The organism is Micromonospora sp. NPDC050276 (assembly GCF_044459545.1).
Taxonomy (GTDB): domain Bacteria; phylum Actinomycetota; class Actinomycetes; order Mycobacteriales; family Micromonosporaceae; genus Micromonospora.
This window is the reverse complement of record NZ_JBITJA010000008.1, coordinates 81,544-102,610: the sequence shown is the minus strand read 5'-3', so window position 1 is coordinate 102,610 and position 21,067 is coordinate 81,544. Positions and strand designations below refer to the sequence as shown.

At 72.6% G+C, this 21,067-nt stretch carries 21 protein-coding genes and 1 pseudogene; 13 read left to right on the top strand and 9 right to left on the bottom strand.

Annotated features, from left to right (window positions below):
- Nucleotides 1-470 precede the first annotated feature (470 nt).
- From lnt to ACIBF8_RS19090, 3 genes are all read left to right on the top strand, one after another.
- Complete coding sequence (lnt, locus tag ACIBF8_RS19100; protein WP_396784484.1) at nucleotides 471-2,150, top strand: apolipoprotein N-acyltransferase; 1,680 nt, start codon at nucleotides 471-473, stop codon at nucleotides 2,148-2,150.
- 34 nt (nucleotides 2,151-2,184) lie between these two features.
- Complete coding sequence (locus tag ACIBF8_RS19095; protein ID WP_396784483.1) at nucleotides 2,185-2,994, top strand: polyprenol monophosphomannose synthase; 810 nt, start codon at nucleotides 2,185-2,187, stop codon at nucleotides 2,992-2,994.
- Nucleotides 2,995-3,062: 68 nt separating this feature from the next.
- Nucleotides 3,063-3,581, top strand: coding sequence for an FxsA family protein (locus ACIBF8_RS19090; protein WP_396784482.1), 519 nt, complete (start codon nucleotides 3,063-3,065; stop codon nucleotides 3,579-3,581).
- Nucleotides 3,582-3,662: 81 nt separating this feature from the next.
- Here ACIBF8_RS19090 and ACIBF8_RS19085 read toward each other — a convergent pair whose 3' ends face one another.
- Nucleotides 3,663-4,004 carry an RNA polymerase-binding protein RbpA gene (locus ACIBF8_RS19085; RefSeq protein ID WP_030327608.1) on the bottom strand — a complete coding sequence of 114 codons (342 nt, stop codon included), beginning with the start codon at nucleotides 4,002-4,004 and terminating at the stop codon, nucleotides 3,663-3,665.
- A 231-nt stretch (nucleotides 4,005-4,235) separates the two neighbouring features.
- Complete coding sequence (locus ACIBF8_RS19080) at nucleotides 4,236-5,390, bottom strand: hypothetical protein (RefSeq protein WP_396784481.1); 1,155 nt, start codon at nucleotides 5,388-5,390, stop codon at nucleotides 4,236-4,238.
- A gap of 67 nt (nucleotides 5,391-5,457) precedes the next feature.
- Between ACIBF8_RS19080 and ACIBF8_RS19075 the strand changes: the two genes are divergently transcribed.
- Entirely contained in the window at nucleotides 5,458-5,622 is a 165-nt protein-coding gene (locus ACIBF8_RS19075; protein WP_396784480.1) for a hypothetical protein, read from the top strand.
- Between the two features lie 8 nt (nucleotides 5,623-5,630).
- On the opposite strand, the gene ACIBF8_RS19070 is transcribed toward ACIBF8_RS19075, so the two are convergent.
- Nucleotides 5,631-6,281: a LysE family translocator gene (locus ACIBF8_RS19070; RefSeq protein WP_396784478.1), complete on the bottom strand. Its 651-nt coding sequence runs from the start codon at nucleotides 6,279-6,281 to the stop codon at nucleotides 5,631-5,633.
- Nucleotides 6,282-6,510: 229 nt separating this feature from the next.
- On the opposite strand from ACIBF8_RS19070, the gene ACIBF8_RS19065 reads away from it, so the two are divergent.
- Nucleotides 6,511-6,999 carry a DnaJ family domain-containing protein gene (locus tag ACIBF8_RS19065; protein ID WP_396784477.1) on the top strand — a complete coding sequence of 163 codons (489 nt, stop codon included), beginning with the start codon at nucleotides 6,511-6,513 and terminating at the stop codon, nucleotides 6,997-6,999.
- 63 nt (nucleotides 7,000-7,062) lie between these two features.
- Nucleotides 7,063-7,608 (top strand): GNAT family N-acetyltransferase, encoded by a 546-nt coding sequence (locus ACIBF8_RS19060; protein WP_396784476.1) that lies wholly within the window; start codon nucleotides 7,063-7,065, stop codon nucleotides 7,606-7,608.
- Between the two features lie 551 nt (nucleotides 7,609-8,159).
- Here ACIBF8_RS19060 and ACIBF8_RS19055 read toward each other — a convergent pair.
- Both ACIBF8_RS19055 and ACIBF8_RS19050 read right to left on the bottom strand, forming a co-directional pair.
- The gene (locus ACIBF8_RS19055) at nucleotides 8,160-8,636 is read right to left on the bottom strand and encodes a hypothetical protein (RefSeq protein WP_396784475.1); all 477 of its coding nucleotides are present in this window, start codon (nucleotides 8,634-8,636) and stop codon (nucleotides 8,160-8,162) included.
- A gap of 65 nt (nucleotides 8,637-8,701) precedes the next feature.
- Nucleotides 8,702-9,565, bottom strand: a complete 864-nt coding sequence (locus ACIBF8_RS19050; protein WP_396784473.1) for an NmrA family NAD(P)-binding protein — start codon at nucleotides 9,563-9,565, stop codon at nucleotides 8,702-8,704.
- Nucleotides 9,566-9,651: 86 nt separating this feature from the next.
- On the opposite strand from ACIBF8_RS19050, the gene ACIBF8_RS19045 reads away from it, so the two are divergent.
- The 4 genes and pseudogenes from ACIBF8_RS19045 to ACIBF8_RS19030 all read left to right on the top strand — a co-directional run.
- The gene (locus ACIBF8_RS19045) at nucleotides 9,652-10,365 is read left to right on the top strand and encodes a TetR/AcrR family transcriptional regulator (RefSeq protein ID WP_396784471.1); all 714 of its coding nucleotides are present in this window, start codon (nucleotides 9,652-9,654) and stop codon (nucleotides 10,363-10,365) included.
- A gap of 141 nt (nucleotides 10,366-10,506) precedes the next feature.
- Nucleotides 10,507-10,863 carry a YciI family protein gene (locus ACIBF8_RS19040; RefSeq protein ID WP_396784470.1) on the top strand — a complete coding sequence of 119 codons (357 nt, stop codon included), beginning with the start codon at nucleotides 10,507-10,509 and terminating at the stop codon, nucleotides 10,861-10,863.
- The gene (locus ACIBF8_RS19035; protein ID WP_396784469.1) at nucleotides 10,860-12,137 is read left to right on the top strand and encodes an RNA polymerase sigma factor; all 1,278 of its coding nucleotides are present in this window, start codon (nucleotides 10,860-10,862) and stop codon (nucleotides 12,135-12,137) included. The genes ACIBF8_RS19040 and ACIBF8_RS19035 overlap by 4 nt, the downstream gene beginning before the upstream one ends.
- 497 nt (nucleotides 12,138-12,634) lie before the next feature.
- A pseudogene (locus ACIBF8_RS19030) lies at nucleotides 12,635-12,846 on the top strand (MFS transporter); the annotation flags it as partial.
- 57 nt (nucleotides 12,847-12,903) lie between these two features.
- On the opposite strand, the gene ACIBF8_RS19025 reads toward ACIBF8_RS19030, so the two are convergent.
- Nucleotides 12,904-13,989, bottom strand: a complete 1,086-nt coding sequence (locus tag ACIBF8_RS19025) for a DUF5937 family protein (protein ID WP_396784468.1) — start codon at nucleotides 13,987-13,989, stop codon at nucleotides 12,904-12,906.
- Nucleotides 13,990-14,089: 100 nt separating this feature from the next.
- Between ACIBF8_RS19025 and ACIBF8_RS19020 the strand changes: the two genes are divergently transcribed.
- A complete protein-coding gene (locus ACIBF8_RS19020) occupies nucleotides 14,090-15,292 on the top strand; it encodes an MFS transporter (protein WP_396784467.1) in 1,203 nt (400 codons plus the stop codon).
- 132 nt (nucleotides 15,293-15,424) lie between these two features.
- Nucleotides 15,425-17,125 carry a cholesterol oxidase substrate-binding domain-containing protein gene (locus ACIBF8_RS19015; protein WP_396784465.1) on the top strand — a complete coding sequence of 567 codons (1,701 nt, stop codon included), beginning with the start codon at nucleotides 15,425-15,427 and terminating at the stop codon, nucleotides 17,123-17,125.
- A 19-nt stretch (nucleotides 17,126-17,144) separates the two neighbouring features.
- Here the strand turns inward: ACIBF8_RS19015 and ACIBF8_RS19010 are convergent, their stop codons facing one another.
- Nucleotides 17,145-17,936, bottom strand: a complete 792-nt coding sequence (locus ACIBF8_RS19010; protein ID WP_396784464.1) for a DUF1295 domain-containing protein — start codon at nucleotides 17,934-17,936, stop codon at nucleotides 17,145-17,147.
- 1,162 nt (nucleotides 17,937-19,098) lie between these two features.
- On the opposite strand from ACIBF8_RS19010, the gene ACIBF8_RS19005 reads away from it, so the two are divergent.
- Nucleotides 19,099-19,422, top strand: a complete 324-nt coding sequence (locus ACIBF8_RS19005) for a plasmid stabilization protein (RefSeq protein ID WP_396784463.1) — start codon at nucleotides 19,099-19,101, stop codon at nucleotides 19,420-19,422.
- A 104-nt stretch (nucleotides 19,423-19,526) separates the two neighbouring features.
- On the opposite strand, the gene ACIBF8_RS19000 is transcribed toward ACIBF8_RS19005, so the two are convergent.
- Together ACIBF8_RS19000 and hemC are read right to left on the bottom strand one after the other, a co-directional pair.
- Complete coding sequence (locus tag ACIBF8_RS19000; RefSeq protein WP_396784462.1) at nucleotides 19,527-19,988, bottom strand: HNH endonuclease; 462 nt, start codon at nucleotides 19,986-19,988, stop codon at nucleotides 19,527-19,529.
- 44 nt (nucleotides 19,989-20,032) lie between these two features.
- Nucleotides 20,033-20,974, bottom strand: a complete 942-nt coding sequence (gene hemC, locus ACIBF8_RS18995; RefSeq protein WP_396784460.1) for a hydroxymethylbilane synthase — start codon at nucleotides 20,972-20,974, stop codon at nucleotides 20,033-20,035.
- Nucleotides 20,975-21,067: the final 93 nt, after the last annotated feature.

The window sequence follows — 21,067 nt, the reverse complement described above, 5'->3', positions numbered from 1 at the left end:
GACCCGACACGCCGTGTCGCAACACACGACAGGCCGGGTGCGGGTTGACAACCGACGGGGGTCGGCACGTACCGTCTTTGAGTCCTACCACGGGAAGCGGCTGTTGTTCGCTTCGTCCCTTCGTCCGCTGGCCGAGCGACATGTTTCAGCATCATCGTCGCGGCGGCCAGGTCCAGCGGGCGGGGGTCGGCGGGGCGGCGCGAACCGGCCGCGGTTACCGGTGTACGGGCAGGGTGAGGTGCACGGCCAGTAGACAACGGCCCGGCGGGGGCAGCCAGTCCACGTCCGGTCGGTCCGAAGGTCGTCGTGCCCCATCCTCGCCACACCGGCCGGGAAGGGCCTGGGAGCATCGGGGCGCGGCGCGAGCCGCGCCCCGATTTCATTCCCCCGGGCGGTTCGTGCCCGACAGCCCGACGCGGCCGGTCCGCCCACCAGCCAGGTAGCCTTCGCCCCGTGATCGAGGTGAAGCGGTGACGACCCTGGACCGGGATGAGACCCACACCCCGGCGGCGCCGCCCCCACCGGTCGTCGCCGGTCGGCCCCTGCCGCTGCGGGTCGCCGTGCCCCTGGCCGTGGCCGCCGGGCTGGCCCTGCTGGTGGCGTTCCCTCCGTACGGGGTGTGGCCGCTCGCGCCCGTCGGGGTGGCGTTGCTGGCCGCCGCCGCGCACCGGCGGCGGTTGCGCGCCGGCGCCGGCCTGGGCTTCCTCACCGGGGTGGCGTTCTTCGCCCCGCTGCTGGCCTGGACGAACCTGCACACCGGTTACCTGCCGTGGGTGCTGCTGTCGCTGCTGCAGGCCGGTTACCTGGCGCTGCTGGGCGCGGGCACCGCCTGGGTGTCGCCGCTGGCCGACCGCAGCCGCTGGGCGTGGCCGGCGCTGACCGGGCTGCTGTGGGTCGGGCAGGAGGCGCTGCGCGACCGCACCCCGTTCGGTGGGTTCCCGTGGGGCCGGTTGGCGTTCAGCCAGGACACCTCACCGCTGCTGCGCCTGGCCGCGCTGGGTGGCGCCCCGCTGGTGACCTTCGCCGTGGCCCTCGTCGGTGGGTTGCTGGTCACCGCCGCCTGGCGGGGCTGGGTCACCGCCCGGCACACCCCGGCGGGCCCAGGCGGCCCGCAGAACGCCGCACCGGGTCCGGACGGCCCGCAGGGCGCGGCGGCGTGGCGGTGGGTCCCGGTGGCCGTACCGGCGGTCGTGGCGCTCGCGCTGACCGGCGGAGGTCTGCTCGTGCCGGTCGCCGCCGCCGGGTCCGGCGCCACCGTCACCGTGGCGATCGTGCAGGGCAACGTGCCGCGGCTGGGCCTGGACTTCAACGCCCAACGGCAGGCGGTGCTCAACAACCACGTGGACGCCACCATCGAGCTGGCCGGTCGGGTCGCCGCCGGGCAGCAGCGCCGACCCGACCTGGTGGTGTGGCCGGAGAACTCCAGCGACATCGACCCGCTGCGCAACCCCGCCGCCGGGGCGCGGATCTCCCAGGCCGCCGACACCATCGGGGCGCCGATCCTGGTCGGCGCGGTGCTGCTGGGCCCCGGCGCCGGGCAGGTCCGCAACGCGGGCATCCTGTGGCGGCCCGGCACCGGCGCCGACATGGACCAGCTGTACACGAAACGCCACCCTGTCCCGTTCGCCGAGTACGTGCCGCTGCGCGACGTGGCCCGGATAGTCAGCAAGCAGGTCGACCTGATCCGCAGCGACTTCGTGCCCGGAAGCACCCCGGGCGTGGTACGCGCCGGCCCCGCCGTGCTCGGTGACGTGATCTGCTTCGAGGTCGCCTACGACGAGGTGGTCCGCGACACCGTCACCGGTGGCGCGCAGCTGCTGGTGGTGCAGACCAACAACGCCACCTTCAACGTGGCGGAGGCCCGCCAGCAGATGGCCATGGTGCGGCTGCGGGCGGTGGAGCACGGGCGACCGGCGTTGATGGCCTCCACGGTCGGGGTGTCCGGGTTCGTCGCACCCGACGGGCGGGTAAGCGATGCCACCGGGTTCAACACCCGGGAGGTCGTGGTGCGGCAGTTGCGCCTCGACGACGGACGCACCCTCGCCACCCGCCTCGGTTGGTGGCCGGAGGTGGCGCTCGCCGCGTTGGCCGCGGCGGCCCTGCTCGGCGCGGCGGTGCTGCGCCGGCGGCAGCGGGTCATGCCCGGATAGCAACAGCCGGTACGCCGGCGGGAGCGGAGGAACCGTGATCCAGGCGACCGATACGATTCGACGCCCGGACGAGGTGCCCGGGGTGGGCCGGGTGCTGGTGGTGATCCCCACCTACAACGAGGCCGACAACATCGCCGCGATCGTGGGCCGGGTCCGGCGCGCCGCCCCGGCGGTGCAGATCCTCATCGCCGACGACAACAGCCCCGACGGCACCGGCGCGATCGCCGACGCCCTCGCCGACGGCGACGCGCACGTGCAGGTGCTGCACCGCCAGGGCAAGCAGGGTCTCGGCGCGGCGTACCTGGCCGGGTTCGGGTGGGCGCGCGAGCGCGGCTACCAGGCGGTCGTGGAGATGGACGCCGACGGCTCGCACGCTCCGGAGGACCTGCCGGCGCTGCTGAACGCCGCCCGCGACGCCGACGTGGTGATCGGGTCGCGGTGGACCAGCGGCGCCCGGGTGCTCAACTGGCCGCTGCGGCGGCTGCTGTTGTCGCGCGGCGGCAACCTGTACGCGCGCCTCGCGCTGGGGATGCCCGTCTCGGACGCCACCGGCGGCTACCGGGTGTACCGGATCAGCGCGTTGGACGCCATCGACCTGGAGTCGGTCACCTCGCAGGGGTACTCGTTCCAGGTGGAGCTGTCCCGGCTGGCGCACCAGGCCGGCGTGCGGATCGTGGAGGTGCCGATCACCTTCGCCGAACGGGAACGTGGCGACAGCAAGATGAGCCCGAAGATCGTGGCCGAGGCGCTGTGGCGGATCACGGCCTGGGGGGTTCGGGACCGGCGTCAGGCGGTACGCCGCGGGCTGAACGGCACGGCCACCGGTCAGGCCCGGTGGCCGTGAGCGCGGCCGTGTCATGCTGGATGGGTGGGACGCGTCCGTGGTGTCCGCAGGGATGGCGATGAGGTGAGATGCGCCGAGGACTGAGGTTCGTACCGTTGGCCCTGTTGCTGGCGGTGGTGCTGGAGCTGGCGGTGTTCGTCGGTGTGGGACGGGCGCTGGGTTTCGGGGCGGCGGTGCTGCTGGTGTTCGCCGCGTCCCTGCTGGGGGTGGTGCTGCTGCGCCGCGAGGGGATGCGCGCCTGGCGTGGTTTCCGCTCCGCCGCGGCGACCGGGCAGCCACCGGGTGGGCAGGTGACCGACGGGCTCGTCGGGTTGGCCGGCGCGCTGTTGCTGGCGGTGCCCGGCCTGGTCAGCGGGCTGGTGGGGGTGCTGTTGCTGGTGCCGCCGGTGCGTCGACTGGCCCGCGCCGGGGTGCGCCGCGCCACCGAGCGGCGGGTGTCGTCGATGGTCGCCGGTGACCTGTTCGGGCCGCGCACGGTGCGGGTGCGCCAGGGTGCGCCACAACCGACCCCACGGCCGGAACAGCCGGTCGTGGTCGACGGCGGTCGGGCCATCGAGGGCGAGATCGTCGAGCCCCGTGGCCACTGAGGTCGTCCCGCCACAACCACGCGCAGACGCGACGGCGCCCCCGGGGATTTCCCCGGGGGCGCCGTCGTTGTGTCGTGCGGCTCAGGCGCGGCCGCGGCGGGTCCGAACCTCCTGCAGGCGCTCCTCCAGGATGTCCTCCAGCTCGGCGATCGAGCGCCGCTCCAGGAGCATGTCCCAGTGGGTACGCGGCGGCTTGGCCTTCTTCTGCTCCGGCTCGCTGCCGTCGACGAGTCGGGCGACGCTGCCGTCGAACTTGCACTCCCAGGTCGTCGGGACCTCGGCGTCGACGGCGAACGGCACCTCGAACTGGTGGCCCTTGGCGCAGAGGTACTCGCGGGTCTGACGCGGCGCGAGCTCCGTGTTGCGGTCGGATTCGTAGCTCACCGCGCCAAGGCGGCTTCCGCGCAGCATACGCTCGCCCATGATCGACTTCCCCTCGTTCGTGGTGCTGGTCTTCTGGGTGTAACGGTGCGTCCCCGTCGAGCCATTCCCGCCCGAGGGCGTGAGGCGTCCACGGGTGGGCCGGGACCAAGGGTAGCCGGCCGGGACGGTCACCCGGTGAGGTGATCCCCGGGCGGGTCGCGGCGACGGTGTGTGTCCGCGGCCACCGGGGAGGTTAACCGCCCGAGCCTAGCGAAGGTTGCGCCGCGATCATCAGGTGGCGTCGCCGGGGGTGACTGCGCCGAGGCGGGCCAGCGCCAAGGCCAGGTCGCTGACCTGGTCGCCGAGCTGCGCCACCCGCCGCTGGGCCAGGTCCCGGTCGGTCTCGGCGGCGTCGAGTCGTACCGTCAGGGCGGTGACCTGGCTCTGGGCGGCGGACACCGCCTGCCGGGCCGCGGTCAGTTCGGCGGTGAGCGTGTCGCGGTGGGCGATCGTGGCGGCCAGCTCCGCGCGCAGCCGCGCGGCCAGCTCCGCGGCCTCCTGCCGGGCCTCGTCGATCTGCCGGGCTTCGACCTGGGCGCGGTCGCGGGCCCGGTCGGCCTGCTCCCGGGCGCGGGCGGCGTCGGCGGCCTCGGCGCGGGCGCGCGCGGCATCGGTGCGGGCCTGCTCGACCTGACGCCGTACGTCCTGCACCTCGGCCTGCCACCGCCCGGCCCGCTCGGTAGCCTCGGCCGCGGCCCGGGTGGCCCGCTCGGCGTCGGCGCGCACCGCGTCGCGTTCCACGCTCAGGTCGGCCACCCGCTGCCGTTCGGCGTCGCGGTCGGCGCGCAGGTCCCGCACCTCGGCGCGGGCCTGGTCGCGGTCGCGTTCGGCCTGCGCGCGCAGCGCCTCGGCGGCGCTGGCGTCGTGGCGTGCCTGGTCGCGGGCGGCCTCGGCGTGCTGCGCCCGCTCGTCGGCGGCGGTGGCCTGCCGCACGGCCTGCTCGGCGCGCTGGCGGGCGTCGTCGGCCTCGGCGAGGGCGTTACGCGCCTGTTCGCGGGCGCGCGCCGCGTCGGCCGCCGCGCTCTCGGCGTCGTCGCGGGCCTCGTCGCGTTCGGTCTGCGCCGCCGCGATCTCGGTGGCGGCCTCCGCACGGGCCTGGGCGATCTGGCGCTGCACACCCACCGGGGACAGCTCGGCGTGCAACGACTCGGTCAACGTCTCGACGATCTGGTCGAGCCGGTCCACCGCCTCCCAGGTGCGGGCCACCTGACCGGGCAGGCCGGGGGCGTTGCGGTGCCGCATCCGGCTGTTGCGGGAGGCGCGCTGGCAGGCGCCGTCGTTGTCCCGGCAGTAGCGAAACGGTCGACCCGCGCCGACACGCTGCGGCACCGGCCGTCCACAGTGGGCGCACGGACGGGTTTCGGCGGGGGTGAGCTGGGCGTCCATCGAGGGCGAAGTCTAGTGCCGGGCGGCCTGCGGGTCAGCTGGCGGCCCGGGCCGTCGCGTCCAGGGTATGGCGACGCAGCGGGCGAGTTGTCTGGAGATGGCCGGCGGTCGGCATGCGCCCGCGCTGGCCGACCGGCGGTTACGCCGTATCCTCGCCGCCCGGCTCGCCGCCGGTGACCTGGACGCCGCGCCGCTGGCCGCCGGGATGGTCGGCCGGCACCGGGGGCGGTGACCGTCGGGTCAGGGCGTGGCGACCGCCGCGCGGGAACGGTCGGCGGCGATCCGCACGGCCAGCACGGCCAGGGCGGTGCCGGTCACCCAACGCTGCACCCGCAGCCAGGCCGGCCGGCGGGCGAAGAACCCCGCGAGGGTGCCGGCGGTGAGCACGATCAGCGCGTTCACGCTCAGCGCGACGGCGATCTGGGTCAGGCCGAGCAGCAGGCTCTGCGTCGCCAGGTGCCCCCGCGTCGGGTCGACGAACTGCGGTAGCAGCGACACGTAGAGGATCGCGATCTTCGGGTTCAGCAGGTTGGTGACCAGACCCATGGTGAACAACCGTCGGGGCGGGTCCGGTGGCAGCGGCGCGGGCGTGAACGGTGAGTGCCCACCCGGTCGCAGCGTCCGCCAGGCCAACCAGAGCAGGTAGCCGGCCCCGGCGAGCTTCACCACCGCGTACAACGTCGGCACCAGGACGAAGACGGTGGCCAGGCCGGCGACCGCCGCCGCCAGGTACACGCCGAACCCGGCGGCCACCCCGAGCAGTGAGACGAGCCCGGCCCGGCGGCCCTGCGCCACCGAACGGGACACCAGGTAGACCATGTTCGGGCCGGGCGTGAGCACCAGCCCCAACGCCACCAACGCGATGCCCAGCAGCGCACCCGCACCGACCATGACGCTTCCCCCGTTCGATAGTCCCCACACCGACCGTAATCGGCATGAACATCCCGGCACAGAGCCACCTGACCGGCCGTGGCCTGCGACCCCGCATCATTCTCCTCGGCGGCGGTGCGGCCCGGGCCACGCGGCGGGAATGGTCACCGTCGCGGGCGCGCTGACCCCTGCCAGGTACGTGTCGCCGGCCGATGGCGGCGCGCTACGGTGGCCAGGGAGGTGCCGCACGGTGACCGAGGCGTGGGAAGCGTCCGTCGAGGCGAAGATCCAGGATGCCGTGCAGCGCGGCGAGTTCGACGACCTGCCCGGCATGGGCAAACCGATCCCCGGGCGCGGTGCGCCGTACGACGAGGCGTGGTGGATCAAGAGTTTCCTGGAGCGTGAGGCGCTGCCCAGCGACCTGCTGCTGCCCACCTCCCTGCAGCTGCGCCGACGCGTCGAGCAGGTCCCCGACGAGGTCCGTGACCTGCCCACCGAGCAGGCCGTGCGCGACTTCGTGGGGCAGTTGAACACGCAGATCGTGGCGTGGCTGCGCTTCCCCGACGACGGCCCCCGGGTCGCGGTCCGCCCGGTGAACACCGAGGACGTGGTCCGCCGCTGGCGCGCCGAGCACACGCCGCCCCGCCTCGCGACGCCCACCACCGATCGGGTGGCAGCCACCGCCGGGCGCCGGTCCCGCCGCACCTGGTGGCTGCCGTGGCGGCGCCGGCCGCGCTGACCCGCCCGTGCGGCACCAGCGACCGGTCTGGCCGGCCACGCACGCCACCGGCAGACTGTGTGGATGGTGATCGAACTGCGGGCATCGGGCGTCTCCGCGACGCCGGACCTCGCCCTGCGACCCTGGCACGACGATGACCTGAGTGCGCTGCTGGACGCGTACCGGGACCCGGTGCTGCGCCGGTGGACCCAGGTGCCCGTGACCAGCCCCGCCGAGGGACGACGGTGGCTCAAACGTGCGCGGCAGGACTGGGACGACGGCCGGCGGTACACCTTCGCCGTGCTCGAAGAGCAGGCCGACGGCGCCCGGTTGGTGGCGAACGTGGTGCTCAAGGGGATCACGGACAAGCGCCCGGTCCCGGAGGTCGGTTACTGGACGGCGTCGTGGGCGCGTGGTCGCGGTGTCGCCCCGCGCGCGGTCACCGCGCTGAGCCGCTGGGCGTTCGACCGGTTCCCTGGGCTGACGCGTCTGGACCTGCTGCACCAGGTGGACAACCTGGCCTCCTGCCGGGTGGCGCAGAAGTCGGGGTTCCTGTTCCAGGAGGTGTTGCCGGCCCGGCCGCCCTTCCCGCTCGACGGTCATCGGCACTCGCTCGGCGTCGGCAGGTAGCCGTCATTCGGGCGCCGGTGACCTGGCCCGCGTACGCGAGAAGGTCGTGCGCGACGTGCGCGGCGGTGGTCCAACAGCTCCACGTCAGGGTGCCGGCGGGCACCGACCAGTCGCTCTCCCGGTGCGGCATCAGCGCCCGGGTCATCTCGTCGGCCGCCTCCAGCAGGTCGGCGCCGATCACTGCTGACACTCGCCGGCTCGGCGTGTTGATTCAGGACCGCACCGAGTCCACTCCCGAGGCCGCCCACCACATCTCGCTGCGAATCGCTGCACCGCCTGTTCGAAGGGGAGTTGACGACGGCTGCCGAACTCATCCGCGCCAAGCGGCTGGAGCGGTGCCGGCGTGATCTCGGCAACCCGCTGCTCCGGCAACCGGTCCACGTCATAGCCGCTCGTTGGGGATTTCGGACAAGGCCCACGTCAGCCGCGTCTTCCGTGCTCGCTACGGACGTTCGCCGCAGGCATACCGGATGGCCGTCACCGATTCGAGCTCCGTCTAGAAATTCTAGTGCTGGGCGCGCCCGGCCGACCGACCTCCGGCGGACGGCTTCCTACCGCCGCAGGTCGGTCGGGTCGTCCACCCTGAAGTCGCGCACGGCGGTGCGGATGGCCTCGCCGTACGGGTCGTCCGGCAGCTGCCCGAGGTGCTCGCGGACCCGGGACAGGTGCTCGGCGGCCAGGGCGGTGTTGCCCAGCCGCCGGTGGCAGTCGGCCAGGTTGAGGTGCAGCGACGGCAGGAACGCCTGGACCTGGAGCGAGGACAGGTAGCGCTGGGCTCGTTCGTCGGTCAGGTCGGACACGGCCGCCAGGGCACGCTCGTCCCAGCTCAACTCCGCTTCGGTGCTGTCCTGCAGATCGGCGAGGTAGTGGGCGAGGGCGCAGCGGTGGAAGGCGTCGCCGTCGGCGCCGATCTCGTCCCACAGCGCGGTGAGGGTGTCCCGGGCGAGGTCCTTCTGCCCCGATCGGCCGAGCTGCACCGCGGCACCGATACGGGTCATGGTCGGGTCGGATGTCGGCTCGCTGGTCATGCCGCAGATGCTCGGCCCTCAACCCGGTCGAGGGTCAACCTCGGGCTCCGCGCCGGCGAGACGCATCAGGCGGGGGCGACGATGGCCTCCAGCACCGAGCGGGCGGATGCCGGGCGGCGACCGATGAGGGTTTGCAGCGTCGGGTCCGTCACGGCGAATTCTCCTCGTCGGGCCGCGCGGTACATGCCGAGCAGGAAGTCGGCTGCCGCTGCGGGCATGCCACGGGCGACGGCAGCGGCCTTCCACTCCTCATCGTCGACGACCACTCGGGTGACGGCGCGTCCGGTGATCTCGGTGAGGATGCCGGCCACCGCGGCGAGGTCGAGCATCTCCGGCGCGGTCAGCGGAGCCGTGATCCCGTCGAGCGCGCCGTCCTCGGTGAGGGCGATGGCTGCGGCCTCGGCCAGGTCGGCGTGCGCGGTCCAGGAGACCGGGCCGTCCGCCGGTGCCACGAGCTGCCCGGTTTCGAGCGCTCCGCCGATGGAGTAGCTCAGAGCGGTGGCGTAGAACCCGTTGCGCAGGGCGGTGAAGGGCACGCCGAGTCCGGCCAGGTGCTCCTCGGTCGCGGCGTGCGTGGGCTGGGCGGGGAAGAGCGAGTCCCGGGAGGCGGCCTGGTGGCTGGTGTACAGGATCCGCTTGGCACCCGCGGCGTAGGCGGCGTCGATGGCGGCGCGGTTGGCGGCGACCGCAGCGCCGCCGCGGATGGCGGCGGACACGACGAGGACCTTTTCGGCCCCGTCGAAGGCGTGCTCCAGCGTGCCCGGGTCGGTGAAGTCGCCTGCGCGAACCCGCACGCCCCGTTCGGCGAGGCCGGCGGCCTTGTCGACGTCGCGCACGCTCACACCCACCGCGTCGGCGGGAACCCGCTCGAGTAGCCGGTCGACGATCTGGGACCCGAGGTGACCCGTGGCACCGGTGACGATGATCATGACGCGCTCCCTGCTGTTATCGGTGATACCCGCCCCACGTTAGCAGCGATAAATCAGGGATAACAAGTTGCTGTTAGCATTGGTTCATGGCTGCGACGCAGGACACGGCATCCCGGGACGACGTCCGATCCGGCATCATCGCGGCGGCCACCCGGCTGCTCCGGGAGAAGGGCGCGAACGCGGTGACCACGCGCGCCGTCGCCGAGGCGGCGGGCGTGCAGGCGCCGACCATCTACCGGTTGTTCGGCGACAAGGACGGCCTCGTCGACGCCGTCGCCGAGCACGTCATGGCCACCTACGTCGACAGCAAGTCGGCTGCGGCGGACGTCGCCGATGGTGACCCCGTCGCGGATCTGCGCTCCGGTTGGCGCACGCACCTGGAGTTCGGGTTGGCAAACCCCGAGCTGTACGCGCTCATCGCCACGCGAGGACGCGGCGCACCGTCGCCGGCGGTGGTCGCGGGCATCGAGGTGCTGCGCGCTCGCGTACGGCGACTCGCCACGGCCGGCCTGCTCCGCGTCGACGAGCAACGCGCGCTCATGATGATCCACGCCGCGGGCAACGGAACCATCCTCACCCTCCTGGGAACGCCCGCCGACCAGCGTGATCTCGGTCTCGGTGACGCCATGTTCGATGCCGTGCTCGGCAGCATCCTGGCGACCGTTCCGGCGACACCCGACACCACCACGAACGCGATCGCGGTGACGTTCGCGACGGTGGTGCCCGACCTGCCGGGGCTCAGTGACGCCGAACGTGCGCTGATGGGTGAGTGGCTCAGCCGATCGCTGACCCGCCTGTAGCGCAGTGCCTTGAGAAGACGTTCGCGGGATGGTGTCGTATCTGGGCGCGGCCGTTCGTGGACCTGGTGTGTGGCGGCCGGTCGCGCTGCCGCGTACGAGGAGTCGGCAAGGCCCTCGTCCGAGGACTGAGAGGAGACGACGGTGACCGAGTACCTGATCACTTTCAACGACGAGTGGGTGCCCCCGCACACGGCGGAGGAGCTCCGCGAGAAGGGCGTTGCCAGCCGGGCGTTGGTCGCGGAGATGCGAGCCGAAGGTGTGTTGATCTTCAGCAACGGCGCGCTCGACGAGTCGACCGCGGTCTGCAGTGTCGAGTCGGTGGACGGCAAGCCCGTCTTTACCGACGGCCCGTACGTCGAAACCAAGGAGCACCTCGGCGGCTTCGCCGTCGTGGACGTGCCCGACGACGCGACGGCACGGTACTGGGCCGGCAGGCTGGCGACCGTGCTCGACTGGCCGCAGGAGGTGCACCGGTTCCCCGGTCCCGGGCAGAAGTGAGCGCGGCGGCCGGCGTCCGAGCGGGCGACGTGATCGGCCCCACCGTCGAGCCGGCGATCAGCCGCGCCCACCGGGAGGAGTGGGCGCGGCTGGTCGCCGGCCTCGCGCGCCGCTTCGGTGACCTCGACGTCGCCGAGGAAGCGGCGGCCGAGGCGTTCGCGGCGGCCGCGCAGCGGTGGCCGGGGGAGGGCGTACCCCCCAATCCTGGCGGTTGGCTCGCCACCACCGCGATCCGCAAGGCGCTCGATCGGCTCCGCCGCGAGTCGCAGCGCGACGCCAAGCACCAGGCGGCCCAGATCCTGTACGACGACAGCCCTCCCGAGTCGACCGGTCCGGTCGAGGATGACCGGCTCCGGCTGGTCTTCACCTGCTGCCACCCCGCGCTCGCGCTGGAGGCTCGGGTGGCGCTCACCCTGCGTCTGCTCGGCGGTCTCACCGTTGCCGAGATCGCCCGCGCCTTCCTGGTGCAGGAGACGACGATGGCGCGACGGATCACCCGCGCCAAGGCGAAGATCAAGGCGGCGCGCATTCCCTACCGGGTGCCCCGGGCCGACGACATCCACGAGCGACTCGTCGGCGTGCTCGCGGTCGTCTACCTCGTCTTCAACGAGGGCTATCTCGCCAGTGACGGCGGCGAGGCGGTGCGTGTCAATCTGACCGACGAGGCGATCCGGCTCGGCCGCCTGCTCCGGGCTCTCCTCCCGGGCGACGGCGAGGTGACCGGCCTGCTCGCCCTGATGCTTCTCACCGACGCCCGGCGGCCGGCGCGGGTGTCCCGTACCGGGGAGCTGGTGACCCTCGACGAACAGGACCGCGGCGCATGGGACCAAGCCCTCATCGCCGAGGGCAGAGCGCTGATCCGCGAGCGGGTCGAGGTGGTGGCGGCCGGCGGAGACCCGCCCGGGCGCTACCAGCTGCAGGCCGCCATCAACACGGTCCACCTGGATGTTCCGTCCGCCCGGGACACCGACTGGTCCACGATCGTCGCGCTCTACGGCCGTTTGGTGCGCCTCGACCCCTCGCCGATCGTGCGGCTCAACCGGGCGGTGGCGGTCGCCGAGGTCGACGGCCCCGGCGTCGGGCTCGCCGAGATCGACCGGCTCGCCGAGGCCCTCGACGGCTACCACGCCTTCCACGCCGCGCGCGCCGACCTGCTGCGGCGACTCGGGCGCAGCGCTGACGCGCGGGCGGCGTACGACCGGGCCATCAACCTGGCCGGCAACCCCGCCGAGCGGGCCTACCTCACCCGCCGCCGCGACCAACTCGCCGGCTGACCTCCCCACCCAGGCGATCGGCGTACGCGGTGATCCACCTGGCGTCACGTTGGTAGAGCTCGACGTGACCGCGAATCTGCTCCTGTCCCTGATCGGCCCGCGCCCCGGTGAAGGCGGCGAGGTCATACAGCCGATCAACTGTGACCCGGAGGATATGCGCGGGTTCCGTCCCCGAGCCGTAGGCGGCGCAGAGCAGGCGTAGCCGACGCGCCCGCTCAGCGAGGCCACCGTGGAGCGCGCATGGTGCCCCCGGGTAGCACTTCCTCCTGCGCGTCTGCCGCGCTCGCGCGGTGATCGTTCATGCCCGACATTCTGCGGGGAGCCGGGGTCAGGCGCGTGAGCGTCATTTGTCGAATTGCCGGTAACAATAATCCAATAAGTCATGCCTACGAAAGGGACGTAACGGGCATGCACCATAATGACAGTTCTTGTGCGTAAGGAATTAGGATGGTGTAACCGTCCCGCGAACGGGCTACCGAAGGTGTTGAGCGCCCCCCGATGACCTCCTGCCGCGTACGCACCAGCCGCCGCTTCGGCCACGCGCCCTGCTCCGGAGCAGGTGGATCAGCCCGCGCGAGCATCCCGACTTCGCCTGGGCCTGGGCACCCGCTTCCTGGTCCAGGTCGGCAACGCCCTCGGCACGCTCTACCTGCTCTACTTCCTCACCGACGGGGTGAAGTACGCCGACCCCGAGGGCGGCCTGCTCGTCACCGCGAACCCTGGCCGAGGCGCTGCCGGCGACTCCAGCTGACGGTCAAGGGCTCGATCAGCGCAGGATCGCCTCGACGAAGTCGGCGCCGAGGCGGGCGCAGACCGTCAGGTCGAGCTGGTGGTGCACGTACCGCCCGCGCCTGCTCACCGTGGTGAGCCCGGCCTGCTTGAGCACGGTGAGGTGGCGGGAGACCTCGGGCGCGCTGAGCCGCCACGCCTCGGCGATCTCCCCGGTCGTGTGCGGGCCCCGGGCGAGCGTGCGGGCGATCCGCCGCCGCACCGGGTGGGCGAGCGCGTCGATCCGCCGCTGGATCAGGTCGAGCGGCACGGGGTGCGGCAGCCCGGCCTCGGCCGTCGGATACTGCACGACCGGCCGCCAGCCCGGCGCGTGCACGACGAGCAGGTGCGGTCGGCCGAACGCGGTCGGGGTGAAGGTGACCCCCTGCCCCTGCGCGGTAGTCGCGTTGTCCTGCAGCTTGTCGACGAGGATCCGCCGTCCGTCGGGGGAGCGGGTCGTCGCGGGGGAGACCGCCGCGAGCAACGTGTCGAGGCCGTGCCGGGTCAGCAGGTCCGCCTTGTGCCGGGAGTCTGCGGCGAGCTGAGGCTGCACCCGGGCCCACGACTCGGCGAAGAAGGCCTGCTCACAGTCCTCCAGGAGGCGGCGCACCCAGGCGCGTACACCCGGAGGGTCGGCGAGGAGTTGGTCGGCGAAGTCGGCCTGGCGTGGCCCGCGAGCCAGCGCCAGCTCCCGGGCCCGGTGCCGAGCGTCGGCGTCGACCAGCGGTGAGCGCAGGCGGCGCTGGGGCGTGGAGCCGCAGCTCGTGGTGATCAGAGCAGCCGCGACATAGGTCTCGTCGTCGAGCCGGTCCACGTCGTCGAGCTCGGCGGCGAGGGTGTCGCGGGGCTGGCCCGGCACGAAGAAGTCGGCCCGAGCCGACCGCCACAGGAAATCGGCCTCCAACAGCCGGTCGCTCAGCTCCGGCTTGAGCGACGCGGCGGTCGCGGTGATCCAGCCGTGCAGCGCCGGGTGGTGCGCGGGCTCCGCCAGCGCGTGCAGCATCGCGGCCAGCTCACCCAGCGGTGAGGGAGAAAAGATAAACCGCTCATCCGGTACGCCGGTAATGTCGATCGTCAGTCCCACGCCGCCCATCGTGACACCACCCGCCGGGGCGGGTCGCGACCCTTGACGAGGATCGTCAACCGGCGTGGCCCGGGACCAGCCGGCGGCGACCGTGGTCGGCGTGACGAAGCAGAGGGATGAACGGCTGGGCTGGGCGGCGCTGCTGCACGCAGGCGGCGGTCCGCGATACACGCTGGCTCTGGTGATCGACTCGGTGGGCGGCGGCCTGCTCCGCCCGTTCCTGCTGCTCTACGGCATCGTCGTGCTCCACCTGAGCGCCGGTGTGGCAGGGCTGGCGCTCTCGGGCGGGCTGCTCGCGGGCCTGGTCGTGCTGCCGCTCGCAGGACGGTGGATCGACCGGGGTGCGAGGTCGGCCGTCGTCGCGGCGACGCTGCTCGTCCGGGTGGCCGGGGTCGGCGTGCTGCTCGCCGGGGACGGCGAGGCGGACTTCCTCGCCGCGTCGGTGCTGCTGGGGCTGGGCAGCCAGGCCTGGCCGGCCGCGCACGCGGCCCTTGTCGCCGCGCTCACCACCGGCCGCCGCCGGGATGCGGCGCTCGCCGCCGGGCGTTCGGTGCGCAACGCGGGCCTCGGCGCCGGAGCGCTGATCGCCACTGTCGCGGTGACGGGCGGGGACGGTGTCCTGCGGACGCTCGCCGCCCTGACCGGGCTGGGGTTCCTCGTCTCCGGGCTGCTCGTCGCCTCGATGCGGCTGCGGATGCCCGACCGCCCGGCGGTGGTGAGCGAGCGGGGCGGGATGGGGTACCTGACCGGACTGCTCTGGGCCAACCTGCCATTCGCGCTCTGCTTCAGCGTGCTCGAGGTAGCGCTGCCCGCGGTGATGGTGACGCGGCTCGACGTGTCGCCGGTCTGGTCGGCGGGGATGTTCGTGGGCAACACCGTGCTCGTCATCGCGGTGCAGGTGCCGCTCGTCGTCTGGCTGGGCCGGTGGCACCGCAGATCGGTCCTGGCCGCCTCAGGGGTGGTGCTCGCGGGCTCCTATCTGGGGTTCTGGGCAGCGGCTGGGGTGGGTGGCGACGTCGGTGCGGCGCTCGTCGCGGTGGTCTGCGTGTTCTACACCGCAGGGGAGATCCTCTACACGGGCAGCGGGACGGCGCTCGTCATCGCGAGCACGCCGCAGCGACTGGCGGGGCGCGCGCTGGTGCGCTGGCAGCTCTCCACCGGGCTGGGAATGGCCGTCGCGCCCGCGATCCTGACGGGCCTGCTCGCGGTCGGCCCGTCGGCGCTGTGGCTGATGCTGGCACTCACCACACTGGCCGGTGCGGCCGTGGTGCTGCGCACGCCGACGGGAGCGGGGGCCGGGTAGAGGTTGGTCGGGTTGACGCCGGTGTGCCGTCGTTGTCGGTTTGATCAGGGAGGCTGGTTGGCCGCAGGATCGAGTTCCGTCATTGATATTGACGGGTAAGGCGTCGATCTCTTCCGAGCAGAGAGGATCGCAATGGCTCTCACCCGACGCGGCTTCCTGGAGGCCTCGGCCGTCACGGCGGCCGGTGCACTGTGGATGCCGGGACTTGACCGATCCGCGCCACCGGACTTCCCGACCGATATACCCGTCTACCGCGAGACGTACCGCAACTGGGCCGGCGAGATTCAGGTCGATGGCATGTGGACCTGCGCACCCCGCACCCCGGCCGAGGTGGTCACCGTGACCAACTGGGCGTACGGGCACGGCTACGCGGTGCGTCCGCGTGGATACCGGCACACCTGGTCACCACTCACGGTGCCGGACGGCGACGGCTCCGCCGACCGCACGATCCTGGTCGACACCACGAAGCACCTGACCGCGATGACCGTCCTGTCGACCGGACCGGCGGCGGTACGCGTCCAGACCGGCGCCTCGATGGAGGACTTCCTCGGCTTCCTGGAACAGCACGGGCTCGGCGTCACCAACACCCCCGCACCCGGTGACCTCAGCGTCGGCGGCGTGCTGGCGATCAACGGCCACGGCACCTCCGTACCGGCCGACGGCGAGACCCGGACGCCCGGCCACACCTACGGCTCGCTCAGCAACCTCATCCTCTCGGTCACCGCGGTGGTCTGGGACGCGACGGCCGGCGGGTACGTGCTGCGTACCTTCGACCGGTCGCATCCGGACTGCAAGGCGCTGCTCACCCACGTCGGCCGGGCGTTCGTCACCGAGGTGACGATGCGGGTCGGGGCGAACCAGAACCTCCGCTGCGTGAGCACGGTGGACATTCCCGCCTCGGAGCTGTTCGCCCCGCCCGGCAGCGGGGCCCGGCGTACCCTGGCCAGCTACGTGGCGGCGGCCGGGCGGGTGGAGGCGATCTGGTTCGCCTTCACCGACAAACCCTGGCTGAAGGTCTGGAGCGTCGCGCCGACCCGGCCGCTGACCTCCCGACCGGTCGTCGCGCCGTACAACTACGTCTTCTCCGACAACGTTCCCGAACCCGTCTCCGAGCTGGCCGAGTTGATGCTGAACGGCGCCTGGGCGCTCGCGCCGACGTTCGGCCAGGTGCAGTACACCACCGCCGCCACCGGGCTGACCGCCACCCTCACCACCGACCTGTGGGGACCGTCGAAGAACCTGCTGCTCTACGTCAAGCCGACCACCCTGCGGGAGACGGCGAACGGCTATGCGGTGCACACCAACCGGAGTTCGATCCAGCGGGTGGTCAGCGAGTTCGCCCAGTTCTACCAGCGACAGCTCGCCGCCTACCAGGGCCGGGGCGAGTTTCCGGTCACCGGCCAGGTGGAGATCCGGGTCGCCGGGCTGGACCGGGCCGCCGACGTCGGCGTACCCGGGGCGGAGCCGCCGGCCCTGTCCGCCGTCCGGCCCCGGGCGGACCACCCCGAATGGGACACCGTGGTCTGGTTCGACGTCCTCACCTTCCCGACCGCTCCCCGGGCACACGACTTCTACCGGGAGATGGAGATCTTCTTCTTCACCAACTACAGCGGCGCGTACGCCGGCTGCCGGGTGGAGTGGTCGAAGGGCTGGGGGTACACCGACGGGGCCGCCTGGGCCGACCCGACCATGCTGACCCAGGTCGTCCCCGACTCGTACCGGCAGGGACCCGACCCGACCTGGAACTGGGCGGTGGCGACGCTCAACCGGTACGACCCGCACCGACTCTTCAGCAACCCGTTCCTCGACGTCCTGCTGCCCGGCACGTCCTGACCTGACCGGGCCCGGCGGCTCAGTCGGGGATGCGTCGCCGGATCGGCGGCCGGGGGAGCAGCATCGGCACCTCGCGCCGGTGCGCGGCGTACCCCGGTCGCCGGTCCAGCGACCGCCGTTCCATCAACGGAATCGTCGCCCCGACGAACAGCGTGAGTACGGTGAGCGGGCCGACCAGCGTCCACCACCAGCTCGGGTCGGCGGCCAGGCCGAACAGCCACAGCCCGCACCAGAACGCGATCTCACCGAGGTAGTTGGGATGCCGGGAGTACCGCCAGAGGCCCCGGTCGCAGATCCGGCCCCGGTTCGCCGGGTCGGCGGTGAACCGGCGCAGCTGGTCGTCGGCGACCGCCTCCAGCCCGATCGCCCCGGCAGTGACCAGCACGGCGAGCACGTCCAGCGGGCCGACCGCGCGGTCACCGGCCACGGCGGGCCAGCCCGGCAGCAGGCCGGCGAAGACGACGAGGGTCGGCATCAACTGGATGCCGGTGAAGTTCACCAGCCACCACGGCAGCCGGCCCCGGGTCTGTGCCCGGAGTTGGCGGTAGCGCCAGTCCTCGTGCCGCAATCCCGACCAGCCGCGCGCCCAGTTCGCGGTCAGCCGGAACGCCCACACCGTGACCAGCGCGGTGACCAGGACTTGGCGGAGCACCACACCGTCCTCCGCCGCCGCCGCGATCCAACCGACGACGATCAGCGGTGGCGCCACACTCCAGTACGGGTCGTAGACGCTGGCGTTGCGCAGCAGCATCGAGGCGGCGAAGACGAGCAGGGTCGCGACGAGATCGGGTCCGACCGTCAACCTCGACATGGAGTTCCGCCGCGCCCTGGTCACCGAGAAGGGCGGCGACCGCGCCTACGTGCACTGGGAAACCCCGACCGCCCGGCTGCTGGCCGGCCGCGCTGCCGGACCGGTCTTCCTCGCCGACCGGCGCGCACCCGCCGCCGGCCGCCGTGCACCGGCGACATCTGCCCGGACACCGGCCACGGCCGGCTGTCCTACCCGCGCGCCGAGTACCTGTTCAAGCACGCATCCAAGCTCCACGACCCGCACGGCGCCGGATACACCCTCCACCAACTGCGCCACTCCGGGCTGACCCACCTGGCAGCCAAGGGCCGCAGCGCCGCCGAATTCCAGGCCAAGTCCCGCCACCGGCACCTCGCCACCCTCGGCATCTACGTCCGGCTCGGCGAGGAAACCTCCGCCCGCATCACCGCCGAGAACGACGAGCACCACCGCCGGCACCGCCGCTGACCTCGCATCCCACGTACCGGGACCACGGAAAACGGGCCAACCGGCGCCCCGGCACCCCCACCATCTTGAGGCAGTCACCCAGGTACGGGCCTAGATCAACTGCTTAGCGTTGTTTTTGGTCTGGAAACTACGGACGGGCCAACATGCGACATCGCCTGGGCCGCCCTCGGGCAGGCCGCCTACGGTGTCCGCGACGAGGAACTGCTCGCGGTGGTGCGACACTGCGAGGGAGAAACAGCGACCCAGCTCACGTGGTTGCTTACCCGGATGAAGGCCGCCGCGGCGCAGGCGCTCGTCGTCGCCGACTGACAGCCCGGAGCGTCTCGGCGGGCTGCGCGAAACGGCTACTCCTCCGGGATGCGCGGTCCCACCTCGCCCCGCCTCAGGTGCTCCGCGTTGCGGTCGGCCTCGCTGTCGGCGTGCGCTGCCCCCTGGCCTGGATCGGTCGTTCGACGCCCCTCGGCGTCCTGATACACCGCGCCGGTTTCGAGGGCTCTCTCCTGCTGACTCTGCTCAGGCGTCGTCATGAGTTCCCACCTACCCTCCGCCCGCACCAGCAAACGGTGTCGCGGGCTGCTCGGTTGGCATCCGCTCGCCGAGGCCGCCAGCAGCGATCGGGGCGCATCCCGGCCTGTTTGGCTGGTTCAGCAACTGGGCAACGTCCCCTGCGCGAGACCCGACTGTTGTCCGCCCGTCCCCCTGTCGAAGGAGGAATCCGATGCCCACGGGATCGAGCCCGAAGCGGGAAAGGCAGTACGAGCACATCAAGGACAGCGCGAAGAAGCGCGGCGCGTCCACCGGACGGGCGAAGGAGATCGCCGCCCGCACCGTCAACAAGGAGCGGGCCCGCTCCGGCGAAGCGCGTACCGCGAGCCGTTCTTCGCTAAACGATGTCTCCTCGGGCCACCGAGGCGGGAAGCGCTCGCACACCGGCGCCCAGGGCCGCACCAAGGAACAGCTGTACAACGAGGCGAAGAAACGCGGGATCAGGGGCCGCTCGTCGATGTCGAAGGCCGAGCTGGAGAAGGCGCTGTCGCGCTGATACGGCGCATCGGGGCAGCCACCAACGCGCCATCCTCACCATTCACGTCCCCGCCGAGGCCGCTCCGCGTTGACGGCCGGCCCGGTGCCGGGACCGGCACCGGGCTACGAGCGGCCGTACGCAGCGCGGGCCCTGGCTACCTCGGCGGCCTCGCGTTCCCGCCACCGGCGCTGGGCCTCCCGGTTGCACGCGCGGCAGACCCGGCGCAAGCGGCCGGTCGCCGGGTCGAGTTCACGGTCGTGGCCGTTGCGGCAGCGCGCCGGCTGGGATCGGCTGCGGCTGGCCTCGGCGCGGCTGACCTGGCGCAGATGGGCGGGCTCGATGCAGTCGGCGGCGCCGCAGGTCTGGTCGACGTCGAGGGCGGGGTCGTACCCGCCGACGAAAACGACGTACGCGGCGATGTGCGCCCAGGCGCGACCGGCGACCTTTTGGTGGGTCCCGCGCCGGGCGCCGTAGCCGTGGATGACCAGGCAGCCGTCCTCGGTGCGGTGCGAGCGCTCCAGCAGGTACGCCCGTAGCGACTCCTCGGTGTGGTACCGGGACAGCCCCTTCACGGCCGAGAGCACGATGTCACCGTACCCGGGGGGCGCTGCTGGTGATCCCTGGCCGGTCAGGCCGAGCCGTGGGCAGGCAGGTCGAGGAGGTCACGGGCACCTTGCCGGAGCAGGGCCGCGGCGACGGAGGTCCCCAGGGTGATCGGGTCGGTTGCCCACTCGTGCACGTCGAGGACGGTCTTGCCGTCGAGGCTGATCACCCGTGCCCGCAGGCCGAGACGCCCATCGGGTTCGGTGCGCGCGAGCGCGGCGATGGGGGAGTGACAGTTGCCCTGCAGGATGTGCAGCATGGTCCGCTCGGCCGTGGTCTCCTGCCAGGTTCGCGGGTCGTTGAGGCTCGCGGCCAGGTCGCGGGTGCGGGTGTCGTCGTCTCGGCACTGCAGGACCAGGGTGCCGGAGCCGACGGCGGGGACCATCGTGTCGACGTCGATCGGGTGGGTGATCCAGTCGGGCTGCCCGATCCGGTGCAGGCCGGAGACCGCGAGCAGCAGCGCGTCGTACGTGTCGCCAGCGTCGAGTTTGGCCAGTCGACTGTTCGCGTTGCCACGGATGGCCACCGGCACCAGGTGCGGCCAGTGCAGGGCGAGCTGGGCGACCCGCCGCACGGCAGAGGTGCCGATCCGGGTGCCGGCGGGCAGTTGCTCGATCGGCACGCCGCCCGGGTGCACGAGGCAGTCCCGCACGTCGTCGCGCGCCAGGTACGCGGCCATCACCGTCCCGGCCGGTGCCGGTCGGTCCCCGGGGATGTCCTTGACACAGTGCACGGCCAGGTCGACCTGCCCGGCGAGCAGGGCGGCGTCCACCTCCTTCGTGAACGCTCCCTTGCCGCCCAGCGTGGCCAGGTCACCGAGCCAACGGTCCCCGCTGGTCGACATCGACAGCACGTCCACGGTGACCTCGGGGTGCCGGGCGGCGAGCAGCGCGCGAACCCGCTCGACCTGGGCCAGCGCCATCGGAGAGTTGCGGGTACCGATGCGCAGCACGCGTGAGTCCGGCATACCGGCGAGGGTAGTCCTCGGGGGTGCCGACGATCAGACCGGATGCCCTGTCCAGATGGCGACAGGGTCAGTGGGAGGGAATGTCGTAGGCAG

Bases quoted from the DNA above. Each gene is read 5' to 3' on its own strand.
- ACIBF8_RS19090 (WP_396784482.1), top strand. From the start codon at position 3,063: ATGCGCCGAGGACTGAGGTTCGTACCGTTGGCCCTGTTGCTGGCGGTG.
- ACIBF8_RS19085 (WP_030327608.1), bottom strand. From the start codon at position 4,004: ATGGGCGAGCGTATGCTGCGCGGAAGCCGCCTTGGCGCGGTGAGCTAC.
- ACIBF8_RS19080 (WP_396784481.1), bottom strand. From the start codon at position 5,390: ATGGACGCCCAGCTCACCCCCGCCGAAACCCGTCCGTGCGCCCACTGT.
- ACIBF8_RS19075 (WP_396784480.1), top strand. From the start codon at position 5,458: ATGGCGACGCAGCGGGCGAGTTGTCTGGAGATGGCCGGCGGTCGGCAT.
- ACIBF8_RS19070 (WP_396784478.1), bottom strand. From the start codon at position 6,281: ATGGTCGGTGCGGGTGCGCTGCTGGGCATCGCGTTGGTGGCGTTGGGG.
- ACIBF8_RS19060 (WP_396784476.1), top strand. From the start codon at position 7,063: ATGGTGATCGAACTGCGGGCATCGGGCGTCTCCGCGACGCCGGACCTC.
- ACIBF8_RS19055 (WP_396784475.1), bottom strand. From the start codon at position 8,636: ATGACCAGCGAGCCGACATCCGACCCGACCATGACCCGTATCGGTGCC.
- ACIBF8_RS19050 (WP_396784473.1), bottom strand. From the start codon at position 9,565: ATGATCATCGTCACCGGTGCCACGGGTCACCTCGGGTCCCAGATCGTC.
- ACIBF8_RS19045 (WP_396784471.1), top strand. From the start codon at position 9,652: ATGGCTGCGACGCAGGACACGGCATCCCGGGACGACGTCCGATCCGGC.
- ACIBF8_RS19015 (WP_396784465.1), top strand. From the start codon at position 15,425: ATGGCTCTCACCCGACGCGGCTTCCTGGAGGCCTCGGCCGTCACGGCG.
- ACIBF8_RS19010 (WP_396784464.1), bottom strand. From the start codon at position 17,936: ATGTCGAGGTTGACGGTCGGACCCGATCTCGTCGCGACCCTGCTCGTC.
- ACIBF8_RS19005 (WP_396784463.1), top strand. From the start codon at position 19,099: ATGCCCACGGGATCGAGCCCGAAGCGGGAAAGGCAGTACGAGCACATC.
- hemC (WP_396784460.1), bottom strand. From the start codon at position 20,974: ATGCCGGACTCACGCGTGCTGCGCATCGGTACCCGCAACTCTCCGATG.